The 14,871-nt window shown below is 50.2% G+C and carries 5 protein-coding genes; all 5 read left to right on the forward strand.

Annotation, left to right across the window (positions count from 1 at the left end):
* Window positions 1-79 precede the first annotated feature (79 nt).
* The 5 genes from AC0YN3_RS31640 to AC0YN3_RS31660 all read left to right on the forward strand — a co-directional run bounded on the left by AC0YN3_RS31640 (window position 80) and on the right by AC0YN3_RS31660 (window position 14,784).
* Window positions 80-766 carry a M50 family metallopeptidase gene (locus AC0YN3_RS31640; protein WP_475778826.1) on the forward strand — a complete coding sequence of 229 codons (687 nt, stop codon included), beginning with the start codon at window positions 80-82 and terminating at the stop codon, window positions 764-766.
* 23 nt (window positions 767-789) lie between these two features.
* A complete protein-coding gene (locus AC0YN3_RS31645) occupies window positions 790-1,608 on the forward strand; it encodes a PPK2 family polyphosphate kinase (protein WP_475778827.1) in 819 nt (272 codons plus the stop codon).
* Between the two features lie 261 nt (window positions 1,609-1,869).
* Entirely contained in the window at window positions 1,870-10,425 is an 8,556-nt protein-coding gene (locus AC0YN3_RS31650) for a cadherin-like beta sandwich domain-containing protein (protein WP_475778828.1), read from the forward strand.
* Between the two features lie 57 nt (window positions 10,426-10,482).
* Window positions 10,483-11,619 (forward strand): response regulator, encoded by a 1,137-nt coding sequence (locus tag AC0YN3_RS31655; RefSeq protein ID WP_475778829.1) that lies wholly within the window; start codon window positions 10,483-10,485, stop codon window positions 11,617-11,619.
* A gap of 36 nt (window positions 11,620-11,655) precedes the next feature.
* Window positions 11,656-14,784 (forward strand): hybrid sensor histidine kinase/response regulator, encoded by a 3,129-nt coding sequence (locus tag AC0YN3_RS31660; protein WP_475778830.1) that lies wholly within the window; start codon window positions 11,656-11,658, stop codon window positions 14,782-14,784.
* The last annotated feature ends 87 nt before the right edge of the window (window positions 14,785-14,871 follow it).

The following is a 14,871-nucleotide window of genomic DNA, read 5'->3' on the forward strand; positions in this document are numbered from 1 at the left end:
AAGAAGCATTTGAAAAATAAATCTTTTTGATGCGTATGAACAGGTACAATAAAGACAATGGATTGGAGGTCAGCTTCAGATGTTTTCTTGGCTAAGAATGGCGGTCATTTGTATCGTGGTTGCGTTTTTAACGCGGTTCATTCCTTTCTCCGATTTTTTCCGAAATGTGAATACGCTGGTCCACGAGCTTGCGCACGCCATTGCAGCATTGCTGCTTAAAGGCAGCGTTATGCATATTCATTTGTACGCCGATCAAAGCGGAGTAACCTACACGTCTTATGCGGATAATTGGATGTCGATTCCGATTGCGCTAGCAGGCTACGTAGGCGCTTCTTTGTTCACGCTGCTGCTCTTCTATTTGCACGCCCGTGGGCATGACCGCATCGGATTAGCCTGCATCGCGCTGGCAGCGGGAACGGCGCTTGCCCTGTTTATACGCAATGGATATGGGATGGCATGGAGCGGTGGTTTTGCTGCATTAACGGTTTTTGTCCTATTCGCTGCGCCGGTCTGGCTTCGCAAAGGCTATTATTTGCTTATCGCCTTTATATGCTTGGTAGAATCGATTGTTAGCCCGTTTATTGTGTTTTATCTAGCCGTTACCGACCCTGCCATGGCTGGCGATGCCGCAAGCTTGAGCCAAGCAGCTTATCTGCCTGCATTCGTATGGGCCACCGTATTTTGCGGATTTTCGTTATGGTGCGCAAGAGCGGCTGTCGGTTATTTGTTTAGGAGCCGCGCAGCCGGGATACAAATAAGTAGATAGTGAACAGGAAGGTGAGTGAGGAAATGGCAAAGAGCTACAAGCTGATCGAAAAGAAGAAGATTCACTTATCGAGCATCGATCCGAAGGATACGGGGCGGTTTCAGCATAAAGAAGAGGTTACGGCAGAAACGGCGGAGCTTGAGCAGGAGCTCGAGGAGCTTCAGAAGAAGCTCATTGCGGGCAAAAAGCATGCCGTGCTGTTCATCTTTCAAGGGATGGATTGCAGCGGGAAGGATGGCGTAATCAAAAAGGTATTCGCCGGCCTGCATCCTCAAGGCATATCCGCGTACAGCTTTAAGAAGCCGACGGAGGTGGAGGCTCGGCATGATTTTTTGTGGCGGGCGCATCGCGCGGTTCCGGAGCTTGGGCAGATAGCGGTGTTTAATCGCTCCTATTATGAGGATGTGCTAATAACGAGGGTGCATGGCGAGGTTTCCGAAGAGCAGGCGAAAAAACGATTTAAGCATATCAACCATTTCGAAACCTTGCTGGCAGACAGCGGCGTGAAGGTGGTTAAAATCTTTTTGCACATTTCCAAGCAGTTCCAGCTGGAGAAGCTGATTAGCAGAATCGAGGACCCAAGCAAAAACTGGAAATTCGATCCTGCGGACGTGAAGGAACGCAAGGCTTGGAAGCAGTACGGCGAGCTTTACGAGGAGCTGTTCGAGAAATGCAGCAAGTCGGCGTCATGGCATGTCGTTCCTTCGGATAATCGCTGGTACCGGAACTATGCGGTGCTGCGCATTGCCGTTGAAGCACTGCGAAGCCTTGATTTACAAGAACCTCCAGCCAACCCTGAGCTCCAGCCCATGCTGGATAAGCTTAAGCGCGAGAACGATTAGTTGAAAGGCATGGCTCTACCATGTCAATAAAATAGCATAAATGGAATACCTCTCCTGGTAGGCAACCTTATTCGATTTGGGATAATAAGGTTGCTTTTTTTTATGCTGCAGCGCTTAGAAATGGAGAGCTGAATCAATAAACCTATATGCTGCCCGCCTTATTCGCCCTTCGTTTATGTTTAGAACATGTATAGAGCCAGCTACTATACTGGTTAATAGTGTTAAAACAACGAAGATAGAGCAATCGGGAGGGTAATCATTATGAAACACAAGAAATTTGCCAGATTGATCAGCATGCTGCTTGCAGTAGTATTGCTCGTTCAGGTTTATCCGGCGTATCCAAGCAGGTCTGAGCAGCAAGTATATGCTGAGCCGGCTGACGTGACGCCACCGTTCGATACGACGCCGACGGACTCGACTTACGAGCCGGAGACGCCTCCGGCGCCTGTCGACAAGCTCCAAGACTATTCTTGGGAGAAAGTGATCAGCAACATTATGCCTAGCGCTCGATTGGGAGCGGCGATGGCGTTTGACGAGAAGAATGGCAAAGTCGTCATGTTCGGGGGACAAGGCGTATCCGGACTGCTTAAAGATAACTTCTTGTGGGATGGCGCGGAGAAGAAGTGGCAAAAGCTTGCCGACTCCAGCGTTCCCGGAGGGCTTGCTGCACGCAAGGGAGCGGCCATTGCTTATGATCCTGGATTAGAGCAAGTAGTTATGTTCGGAGGCGAGGGTGCTTCCGGCGTATTGAACGATATGTGGGTGTGGAAGGGCGACAGCCTGCAATGGCAGCCGCTTGCTATAGCGACGCCGCCAGCACGCGCTGGCGCCGCATTCGCTTTTGACGGTGAGAACCTCGTCCTGTTCGGCGGCTATAAGCTGAGCGGATCAACGAAAACCCGCCTTGCGGATACATGGGTATTTGACGGTACGGCGTGGGAAGAGAAGACGCCGGACCAAAGCCCGCCTGCCACGCACTCGGCAACGATGGCGTACGATGGCAAGCATGCTGTGCTATATGGCGGCAATATCGGTGAAGAAGTGCGCGGTACAAGCTACCAGATCAACTCCAATAAGCTTTGGGTTTGGGATGGCACGACATGGGATGACAGCGCTCCGACGGTTGAAGCGCTCGATTGGGGCCGCTGGGGCCAAGCGATGGCTTATGACGGAAGGCGTGTTGTTTTCTATGGAGGCGAGTTTGACTGGATTAACCCAAGCAGTCAAGCGGTTACGCCAAGCAAAACTCGTCCTGTAGCCCAATATCAGGATAGCAACGGAAATAAAGCCGCATTTGGCTGGGATGGCACGGCTTGGTCTACGTGGGTCGGACCTTCGAAAGGCCCTGGGGGCGGCGTAAAAGACGGACCGGGATCGGGCAGCTATATGAGCATGGCCTTTGACGGCAACCAATTCGTTTTATTCGGCGGCTTTCACGAATGGGGCGGCTTAACGAATGAGACCTTTACCTTCGGGAACGAGCTTCCTGTGCTGCCGACCGCGAGCATTACAGGATCTCCGGTCATCCTGATGGATAAGGTAGACAAAACGAAAGATATGGTCAAATTCACCTCTGAAATAAGGGGCAAGGCCATGAGCGAAATCGGGATCGAATACCGCGAGGCAGGCGCGACTGCCTGGGAGAAAAAAATCCATGATGACACGGAAGCCGGCGCGATTCCATTTGAAATCAACGGCTTGAAATGGCAGGTTGACTATGAAGCGCGTGTCTATGCCAAGAACCCGGTAGGCACGGCTTACAGCACGGTTTCCTCATTCAAGTTCTATGAGGATCCCGCGATGGTTGTGCCGGATCTGCGGTATGACCGCTCATCGCCATCGGTGCTGCACGCGAAGGACAAGAAGCGGATCGTCGTCGTTGGCGACGGCATTACGAACCTATGGCGCAAGCCGGCCGATCAAATTCATTATGCGCTGAAAGGCAAGAACGGTACTGTCTACCCGCTCACGACCAACGTGCGCAACAATGTGGAGCTGGAGCTGAATTGGACAGCGGACTTGCCGGATGGAAAGTACGATCTGGAGCTTAATCATGATTTCTATAATGATTATAATATTGCGGACGCGTTGCTAATTACCTCCACTGGCGTTTATGAGCCGCGTGACTATAACGAAATTGCGATCCCGAGCACGGATGCGGATAACGAAGACATCCAGCAGATGATTATTAGAGGTCCATTCACAGAAAAACCTGACAAGCTTGGCGTATTCGAGCTGAACAAACCTGATCAGGTCATCATGCTGAACGAATATATCAAATTCAAAGGCACGAGCCTTACGATTGATAAGACAGGCGAAGTGACTTACGTAGAGGGCTTCGGGCGCCTGTACGTTGAAAAAGCAGGCATCATGTATACGTTGTTCCTCGGCGAATTTGAATTCAATTCAGATGAGTTCGCGATTGAAATCGCAGGAGACATGAGCGGGTATGATTATTTGAGCTTGAATCTGCCGGTTAACCTGAAAATGATCACTTTCGTTAATGGCGGCGTAAGGCTGGGCGGCGACATTAAAGTTGATTTCACCGCAGGCACAACCAAAATTAAAGGCAATTCGGAAATAGAAGCGCTTGAGTTCAAGCGGGACCGCTTTGATTTTGCGGGACAGTTCAGTGTAGAAGGACAGTTCGAGACAGGTCCTTTGGAAGGCGCTGAGTTGCGTTTCCGTCTGGACACGCGCGTTCCGCTTTACGGAGCGGGAGGCTCATTTGACCTGCGTAAACAGAAGGTCGGCTTCGAGGCTGATATTTTGTTCAAGCGCGGCAAGCTTGATTCATTAAGCTTTGGCGTTCGCCGCAAAATCAAGCTGGGCTCTACGGGCGCTCAAATTACGAGGCTTGGCGGAGGCTTCTCCGGTCTAGCGAGCCAGAACGAGGTACCGTTCACGCTAAAAGCGTTCGGCGGCGTTTCTGATGCGATCATGCCGGAAATCCAAGGCTACAACATGGTGAATGGTAACAATTTGAGCGTAGGGCTATCCCGTTACCACTTCGAGGCATCGGGCGAGCTTGCGGTTTATTGGGTTCCCGTCGCCAATCTGGATTTCTTGACGGTCTGGAACGCGGCAGGCTTTAAGGAATACAGCAGCGCGGGCTTCCGTTTCGACGCGAATCTGAATTTGGTTGACGTCGTTGTCGGACAAGTGTTCGCGCAATATTTTGCAAACAGCGGTTATGCGGGCTTCGTAAGCGCACGCGTACAAATCCCAAGATGGGTATCCGTTATAGGCGGGAAATCCTTTGGCGGGATTGACGTTGGCGTGAATAACAAGGAGATATTCGGCTCGGTCGGCTCAGGCTGGTTCGGGGGATCGGCTAAATACATGTTTAAGCCGAACAGCTTCGATTTCAGTCTAGGTGCTAGCAGTGACATGAAAAGGGAAATTGAACGAATGAAACGGAACATGGTGAAGCCGGCTGGTCGCTCGATGGCCAAAATCGGCGGAGGCGTGATGCTGTTCTCCAATGCTTTTGCGAATACGTCCTTTACGCCACTTACGAATCCGCTGCTCACCGGCGATAACGGCTACGCCTTGAGGCTGGCAAGCGATGTGCTTCAGCAGGGTGAGACTGGCTTGGATACGTCAGCAGTTGGTCGTATCACGCTAGGCCAGTTTACGGGAGTGCTTCGCGAGAATACGCTTGAAGCGAGCTTTACGGCAGGCGATCAAATTCAATATGCATGGAAAGCTGATCATCATTATGAAGCCTTGCTCGTACTGGATGGCAAGCAAGAAGACGTTAAGCTTATTCGTCCGTTAGGAACGGCTGCTTCATTAAATTATACGGATAAGCCGAGCACCTCTAATGGATTTATTGATGCGGTATACCGCGAAGAAGAAGGAAAGACGTATATAAAGCTTAAACTGAATGCGAAAGAATCATGGAAGCTAATCGCATCAGAGTCACAGCAGATCGAGTTGTACGAGCTGACATTCGCGAACCAATCATTGACGTTGAATGAGTTGGCAGCAAGATGGGAAGCAGCATCCGAACTGAAACTGAATGCTCTTGATATCATGAAGCGAGGCTTGACGCTGATTGAGCTGGAGCAGCCGAAAGGCGATCTGAAGATATATAAACCAGACGGTCGCGAGTACGAGCTGGTCAATGACTCTTCGAAATCAAGCTGGAACAGCTTCGTGGATCCGCTAAGCGGCAAGCTGAACATACGGATTGACGTCGCCCAGCCGGGAGAGTGGCTGCTTGATGCCGGCGAGAGCATAAAAGCTAAGATTTATACGCTCGGAGAAAAGACGACGCTTGAAGAGCTCAAAGCTTGGAGGGCTAACGGCCAAGTGCAAACGGAACTGAAGCTGGGGGAAGGCCAAGCCTTGGTAGAAATTGAGGAAGCCGAGGAAACGGCAGTCTTGTATCGTCCTGACGGTACGATTTATCCGCTGCAGCCAGACCGCGAGGAATCCAATTGGAATGCGCAATATGAAGCAGACAAAAAGAAATGGACGATTTTGGTTGATGCCACATACGAGGAATCGGGTTTGTGGACGGTTCGCGACAGCGGATTTGTGACGGTGCGCGTGTTCACGAGTACGGAGAAGCACGATAGCTTAATCCCGTTCTTCTCAGAAGGCAGCGCAGACTACTACTCCGGCGTTGAAATCGACAAAGCCGGCCGTTATATGTTTATGGTGACGGGTGGCGCTCGGGATACGCAGCTCATCGCTCCGAACGGCATTGCGTATCCGCTTATATTCGCGGATGAGGATGACAAGAATTACAACGCTGTTTTGCAGGAAGCGGTATTCGAGGATGAAGCAGCCAACGAGGAATTGTATGGCGATATGACATTTACTTCGAATATGCCGATGGTGAAGGATCGGGACTTGCTCTCCTTGGGCGCTGATGTAGAGCAAACGGGAAAATGGACGATTCGTTCTTCTCAGCCTGTAGAAGTAAGCATGTACGAGCTTGATCCGGTCGCGGAAATCAGTGAATTCACAGCTGAAGCTGTAGACGCTGGCACAAACAGCTTTAAAGTGAAATGGAATGTAAAGAACGCAAAGCAAGGGACAAAAGTGAGCCTAATGGTTACGGACTTGTCCGAAAAAGCAATCGGTCCTGTTATTCTGAAGGATCTTCCTTCGTCTGGTGTACAAATAGTGGATATCCCTGAGCAGTTCATGCCTGGGCAATATTGGCTGTCAATGGTCGCTGACGGCGAGGAGATTGCGCCATTGTTCGCCGTGACGAAAGACAACATTGAACTGAATGCATCCGTTATGCTGCCGCAACCGAAGCAGCTGGCGATTGCCTCTACTGGAAATGGTGAAATTACACTCCGCTTCCCATCCATTGCTGCAGACGGACTGGAATATTATCAGTTGACCGTCAGCTCAAAGGATAAAGACGGCAATCCCGTTACGGAGACGTTTGGCGTTGATCCGATGGACGGACAGTACCAAGAAATCATTATTTCCGGATATGAGTCCGAGCAAAGCTATTCCCTCAACGTCATGGCAGTGGGTGAACTCGACGGAAAGGTAATCGTAAGTCCGGTTTCTGATTCCATTGAGACCTTCTTGCCAGCTCCAAATCGGGCGAAGCTCGAGCTTTTATTTAACACGGCTGGCGCAAAGCAGAAGACGAGCACATATAAGAGCTATGATGAGCAAGAAGAGATCATGGTGAATACGGCTGCGGAGCAAGTGACCGTGAATGCGAAAAGCGATCAAGCCGCGGAAATCAGTCTTTATGTAAACGGAGAGCTGGTGGCAACGAAAGCGGCTCAAGCGGATGATATTGTTGATTTCAACTTGAATGAGTTGGTTAACGGTGCCATTAATCAGGCAGCTCCGCTTGAACAGCGTGATTACACGATTGAAATCGAAGCAGTCAATGAGCGCGGCGATTACAGCTCCGATTACCGGAAATTATATATCGACCGCACGGAACCGTTCCTCTATGCTGCTGGTCAGCTAGAGGAGAATGGCAAAGATCGGATGCCGTTAAACGGCCAAGTTGTATACGGCAGCCGTTTGCCGATAATTGGACAAACAGAGATTGGCGCTTCGTTGACGGTGGACGGTCGCTCTGTTCCGGTCAATGCAGAGGGCAAATTTAATTATTTCGCTCCGATCGCTTGGGATGCGAATGGCGTTCATACCGTTATCGTCATCGCGGAAGATGAGGTAGGCAACACCTCGGAATATCGGTTCGATGTAGTGAAGGGCACCGAAACGGCAGAGCAGTCGAAGGTGAAGCCAGCTGATTTGGCAACGCTGGAGCTTGATCAAGGCGTGTTATCGCAGCCATTCCATCCCGATCATACCGGTGTCTATGAAACCGTAATTGAGGAAGGGAAAGTTCGCTTGTATGCTGTCGCAGCAGCCGGCGATTCACTCATTACTGTGAACAATAAGCCTCTTGATTCAGCGGGCTATGCGGAGCTTGACGCACCGATCGGCAATAGCGTGAATTCGATTCAAGTCAAGGTGACCGGAGCGGATTCCAGCACCAAAACCTATGTAGTCGAGGTTCATGGCAAGCTGTCTGATGTGGCTGTTCTCAAAAAGCTCTCCTTGGTTGCAGGAACGGAAGAACTGTTAACGGAGCCAGCCTTCAATGGCGCTCAGGACCAATACAAGGTCTACGTCGAGAATGACGTATCTACGATTCAAGTAACGGGTGAAGCGTACAAGCAAGGGTCAACGATTAACGTTTATGCTGGAAACGGTCCAAGCCTAATGGAGCAAAACCAACAATCCATTCCTGTTCGCGTGGGGGAAACGACGATTAGAGTAAAAGTAACTGCCCCGAACGGAAAGGATGCGAAAGAGTATACGGTCATTGTCACGCGAGCGCAGGACAGCAATGCGCAGCTTTCGCAATTGACGCTGAAAGGCGGCAAGTTTACGAAAGCATTTGCGGGCAATGAAACCGAGTATCAGGTTATCGTGCCGGAAGGAACGTCTGTTTTCGAGATTACGCCGCAATCAGCTAGCCAGACTGCCGTCATTCGTTTGGCGGACAGCGGGGCTGTCATTGGCAATGGGGCATCCCATCCTATATCGCTAAAAGACGGCGCACAGCATGTTCAACTCGATGTGACGGCTGAGGATGGTACGATTGCGAGCTATAAGCTCGCAATACTCAAACAATCCGCACCGGCAGCGGAAGCCCCGTTCCTTAGCGAGCTGAAGGTCGATGGTTTGAATATGCTTCCTGCTTTCACTTCAAGCAAGCTAAGCTATTCGCTGAAGGAAGAGATTGAAGATTCGTATGTTGGCATCGTGGCTAATACGGCAACGACAGGTGTAAACCTGACGCTAAATGGAAAGCCGATTCAAAAAGGCGAAAAACGGATTGTAGGTTTAGCCGTGGGCACCAATTTAATCGTAATCGGTGTTGAGTCCGCCGATAGAAGCAGCTCGAGACAATATTCAATTGAGGTCGTGAAGAAGGCATCGTCAGCTGTACCTGATCGCGATGCTGAGGTAGCCGCAGGCGATTCGGGCTCTACGATAGCCAAGGTTACGATAACAAGAAGCATAACCATAGATGGCGTCAAAGTAGATACCGTTAATATCCCGCTTGAAAAAGCGAATGAAATTATTAAACAGGTATCGGAAAAACAGCAAAAAACAGCACGAATCGTCATTACGGACCTTGCATCTGACCGTGCCGACGAGCTTAAGCTGAACATTCCATCAAAGGCCATTGCAGCATTATCGGAAAGCGGAATCAGCCTGATCGTCACAACGCCGAATGCTGAATTGACGCTATCGGCTGAGACGATACGCCGCATTAAGGAAGCAGGGATTGAGCTGTACTTCCGGATTGTGCCGATTCGTACGCAAGCTTCGCAGCAGCAAGTGCAAGACAGGCTCTTGAACGAGTCTTCCTTGAAGAAAATGCTTGGAGGCAGGGAGGCAGCCGTTCTAGGCGTGCCGACTACAATAGAAACAAACTACAAAGACAGTGTTACTCGTATCGTACTTCCGCTATCAGGGCTGACAGTTGCCCGCAATAGCGAAGCGGCCAAAGAGTTGGCTGCGCAACTAGCCGTGTATATTGAACATAGCGATGGCGACAAAGTGCTCAAGCAAGGAACCTTGCTATATGATGACAAAGGCCTTGTAAAAGGGTATGAATTCGAAGTGACGAAGTTTAGTTTATTTACGCTTGTACGCTTGACTAAGGATAAACGGTACGAGCCTTATATTTCCGGTTATCCGGATGGAACCTTCCGTCCTAACCAAACCATTACGCGCGCAGAGCTTGCATCTGTTTTGGCCAAGGAGCTGAAGCTGAATGAGGAGCTGTTCGCAGAAACGGCTCAAGCCGGACAAGGTACCGAGACGCAATCCTATCAGGATGTCAAAGCGGGACACTGGGCAGAGGAAGCTATTACGCTGCTTAGAAATCATGGTATGATGAATGGAGACAAGCAAGGCAACTTTAGACCTAGTGACGGCGTAACGCGTGCCGAGATTGCGGTAATCGCGGCTCGTTGGAATAAGCTCGCAGCCGCTAATGGCAAACCGAGCTTTAGCGACCTCGCTGGTCATTGGGCTTCTGATGATGTTGCTGCGGTTCAAAAAGCCGGCATGATGCAAGGATATCCGGACGCGACTTTCCGTCCAAACAAGTTGCTGCTGCGCGGAGAGGCTGTACGTGTACTGAATGCCGTCTTTAAACGCCCAATTCCGCAAGAACGTGCAGCATCCAGCTGGCCGGATGTTCCTGCTGCTTTCTGGGCATCGAATGACATCGCAACAGCTTCCGGCTATGTGCAGGTTTTGCCGGACGGACAAGTCCGTCTATTGCAACTACATTAACATCAAGAGCAAGAGGCTCTCTGATAACGAAATGGCGGAGAGGGGATTGCGCGCTTCATGCTAAGAGCTATATTAATTGATGATGAAGAGCCGGCACTCATTCATTTGGAGCGTTTGCTTAAAGCGGATGGTCGCGTACGAATTGCCGGCAAGTACACTTCTGCTCAGGAAGGGCTTGAGTATCTTGCTCGTAACGATGCCGATGTTGCTTTTTTGGATATCGGCATGCCTGAGATGAACGGCTTGCAGGCAGCTGAACGTATTCAAACGCTATACCCGCATATCCGTATTGTTTATGTGACAGCCTACTCCGCTTATGCGGTAGAAGCCTTTGAGCTGTATGCGCTGGATTACTTATTGAAGCCTGTAGATGCAGCGAGAATCGGAAAAACGATCAACCGGATCGAGGAATATGCGAAGCTGCTGAACAAGCAGGCGCAGCCGGTTGAAAGCGAGGTAGAAGCAAATGAGCTTTCGGTGCGTTTATTTAAGCGGCTTGAGCTTAGCGGCGGTGCCGCATTAAACGGCAAAGTGAAATGGCGTACGAAAAAAGCGCAGGAGCTGTTTGCATATTTGCTTCATCTGAACGGGACTTGGGTCGCAAAAGACCGGCTCATCGAAACGCTGTGGCGAGAGCAGGACCAAGATAAAGCGATTACCTACTTGCATCATTCCGTTTCGCGGATCAGATGGCTGCTTAGGGAATGGGGAGTATCGTTTACGGTTCAGTACGAGGATGACAGCTATCGCCTTGCCACATCTGGCGTTCGTACGGATGTTGACGAATTTGAGCAGGCATTATCCAAATTGCCTTATATCTCCCGAGACAATTGGAGCCACTATGAGCATGCGGCTTCCCTATACCGGGGCGATTACCTTGAGGACCACAATTACGACTGGGCAGAAACAAAGCGCACCAATCTCCAGCAGCGCAACTTTCAGCTCATCTGCAGCATGGCGCGCCATGAAATGCAGGAAATGCTCGAACGCTCTGCCATACAACGGCTGTTGAGCGCGCAAGCAAGCTTTCCATACTCGGATGAGCTGTGCAGGTTATTAATGACCGGATATGCCAAGCTCGAGGACCGATTAGCATTGAAGGAATGCTACAAAGCATTCGAGCAGGTTCTGTTTAATGAGCTTGGCGTTATTCCTGAGAGGCAAACAACAGATCTTTATAAGCAGCTATTATAAAATGCAAATGCTTATGGGCAAGGAGGCTGCGATAGGTTGAAAAAACAATGGGGGACGATAATTGTATTCTTCCTTATCGTCGTGGCTTTTCCGATATACGAATATGTGTATCAGCAGTTGGCAGAAGACAAAGCGCCGCATTCAAGCGGAGGCACGCTTGATTTATCCGACTGGGATTTTAGCAAGGATGGATCGGTAGCGCTGAATGGCGACTGGGAATTTTATCGTAATCAGCTGTTGACGCCTCAGCATTTCAAGCAAGCGGAGTCTAACACATCGAAGGGGCCTGAGCTAACAGGCCTCTTTCCTGTACCGGGGCAATGGAATGCCTACATTGCCGAGAGCGGCGAGCCAGCCGCAGCAGGGTTCGGCACGTATCGGCTTCATATTAACCTAGGCGACCAGCACGAAAAGTATTATGGCATTCGAACGACCAATATCCGGATGGCGAACAAAATTTTCGTTAACGGAGAGGAAGCGGGCGCAAGCGGGCTTCCCGGCGACTCGGAACGAGCGGATAAATCTTCCAATGTTCCTTATCTAGGTTTTGTTTCGATCAATGAACCGGTTGTCGAGATAATCGTGCAGGTGTCCAATTTCAATTATTCTTCCGGAGGAATCATCTATCCGATTTGGTTCGGTGATGAGCAGGAGCTTCGAAAAACACGGGAGTTCCGATTGTTCGGCGAATTTTTCAATATTGTAAGCTACTCCATGTTTGCCGTTTTTTTTCTTTTCTTATTTTATTTGCGTAGAGAGGAGCGCTCGCTGCTCTATTTGGCCTTATGCTGCTTGTCTTTGTTAATCTATGTGCTCACGCATGGAGAGAAGCTCATGTCGGTCGTTCTGCCAGAGTTAGACTATGGGATCATCATGAAGCTGCAGAGCGTATCCTCGACCTTCGGGCATTTGTTTTTGCTTTATTATGTCTATGTGTCGGTTCCGCAGGAAATTAACGAAAAGATATGGAAAGCCTGCAAAGCTGCTGCGATATTCGCATTGACCGCTTCCGTTGTCCTGCCGACCATGCTGTACTCAAAATGGTTCTTTATTGCTGTCATTCTGTCCATGTTTGTTGTGAGTGTCCTATTTTATAGCCTAATAAAGGCGGTGCTGAACAGGTCCAAGGACGCGCACTACTTGCTCTTAAGCGCGATTAGCATACTGGTCTATATTATTGTCAGCATTATGCAGGTGCTAGGCATGCTGGAAAGCCACTTCTATCTCTCCTATGAGCTGCTTATTCTCGTTGTCGTCCAAGTCGTCATGCTGGCTAAGCGTTTCTCGAATTCCTTTAACGAGGTAGAAGAGCTCTCACGCAAGCTGGTGGAGATAGACGGATTAAAGGATGAGTTTATGGCTAACACCTCGCATGAGCTTAGAACGCCGCTGCATGGTATCGTAAACATCGCGGAATCGCTATTGGAGGGGGTAGCCGGGACTCCGAGCAGTGACCAAGCAAGGCAGCTGTCCATGATCGTGTCGACGGGCAGAAGGCTGAACTATCTCATTCATGATATTTTGGATTTCTCTACGCTGCGCAACGGGCAGCTAACGCTGAACCGTCAAGCGGTTGATCTCCCTGCCGCGGCGCAATCGGTCATGGAGGTCATCGGTCATTTGGCGGAGAAAAAGGGCGTGAAGCTCATTCGGGAATGGCCGGAAAATCTACCTCTGCTGGATGCGGATGAAGAGAGGCTTCGTCAGATCCTGTTTAACTTGCTTGGCAATGCTGTGAAGTTTACGCATGCCGGATATATTCGGATTCAAGCCGAGCTTGCGGATCGAATGGTCGTCATCCGAGTGGTGGATACGGGTATCGGCATTCATCCGAACAGGCTGGATGATATTTTCAAACCGTTCAACAGCTTAGGCACGGTTGATATTCAAGCCGGGTATAGCGGGACGGGCATTGGCTTGAACATCACGAAAAAACTCGTTGAGCTTAATGGCGGGAGGATTTGGGCTGAATCTGAGCCGGGCATCGGCTCTGCCTTTTCGTTCACGCTCCCTGCTGCCAGTCCATCCGCTATCACGGAAGCGGCAGCTGGTAAAAGGAATGCGGCTACGATTGAATCGCCTTATCAGCTGCAAACGGCAATTGCTCACGGACTGGGCGACGGCGAAGCCGATAAGGACTCGCAGCACTTTACGGTGCTGATAGTGGACGATGACCCGATTAACTTGCAAGTCCTTATTAATTTATTGTCTACAGAGCATTACACCGTCATTGCCGTAGATAACGGAGAGGACGCGCTTCTTGCATTGTCGGCTAAACGCCGCTTTGATTTGGTAATCACGGATTGGATGATGCCGGGCATGTCAGGGCTTGAGCTTTGCAGGCGAATCAGGGAGCGCCATGCGCTGTCTGAGCTCCCTGTCCTTATGCTTACGGCCAGAAGCCTTGGAGGCGACATCCAAACAGCCTTCAGCGCAGGCATTAACGATTTTTTGACGAAGCCTGTGGACGGTGTTGTCCTGCGGGCAAGGGTAAGAACCTTGCTGGAGCTGCGTCAATCGGTGCAAGCGGCGATCCGTTCTGAGCTTGCGTTCCTTCAAGCGCAAATCAAGCCTCATTTCTTATACAATGCGCTAAATACGATCATATCGGTTTGCCCTACCGACCCGGAAAAGGCTACCGAGCTATTGATGGATTTAAGTAAATATTTGCGAAGCAGCTTTGATTTCCATAATCGGCAGCAGATTGTCAGCTTGGAGAAAGAGCTGGAGTTGGTTCGTTCCTACGTCGCGCTGGAGCAAGCAAGATTCGGCAAGCGGCTGCGAGTAGAATACGAGGTGGATGAACGCTCTGTCGGCTTTATCCCGCCGCTAAGCATTCAACCCATTGTCGAAAATGCGGTAAGACATGGCGTTATGCAGAAGTCGGCTGGCGGGACCGTTTTTTTGAAGGTTCAGCTGGTAGGCGATCAGATGCAGATTTCGGTAACAGATAGCGGCGTAGGTATAAAAGCTAGCGAGCTTAACGCTCTGTTATTAGAGCAGCGACCTCTAGGCGGGGTCGGGTTGATTAACATACATCGGCGTTTGTTGTCGCTGTACGGAGAAGGCATTGCCATTGCGAGCAAGGAAGGCGAAGGCACGACAGTATCCTTCCGGGTTCCTCAGGCCAAGCAGGGGAATGAAATAGAAAGCTATGAAGATTAACCGTTAGCGAAAATAGGCTGTCCAAAAGTCGGTTTTTGAGCATTTCAAACCCACTTCGTAGGTAATCGAAAACAGCGAAAGAACCTT

It is taken from the genome of Paenibacillus sp. J22R232 (assembly GCF_056269165.1).

Bases quoted from the DNA above. Each gene is read 5' to 3' on its own strand.
- AC0YN3_RS31640 (WP_475778826.1), top strand. From the start codon at position 80: ATGTTTTCTTGGCTAAGAATGGCGGTCATTTGTATCGTGGTTGCGTTT.
- AC0YN3_RS31645 (WP_475778827.1), top strand. From the start codon at position 790: ATGGCAAAGAGCTACAAGCTGATCGAAAAGAAGAAGATTCACTTATCG.
- AC0YN3_RS31650 (WP_475778828.1), top strand. From the start codon at position 1,870: ATGAAACACAAGAAATTTGCCAGATTGATCAGCATGCTGCTTGCAGTA.
- AC0YN3_RS31655 (WP_475778829.1), top strand. From the start codon at position 10,483: ATGCTAAGAGCTATATTAATTGATGATGAAGAGCCGGCACTCATTCAT.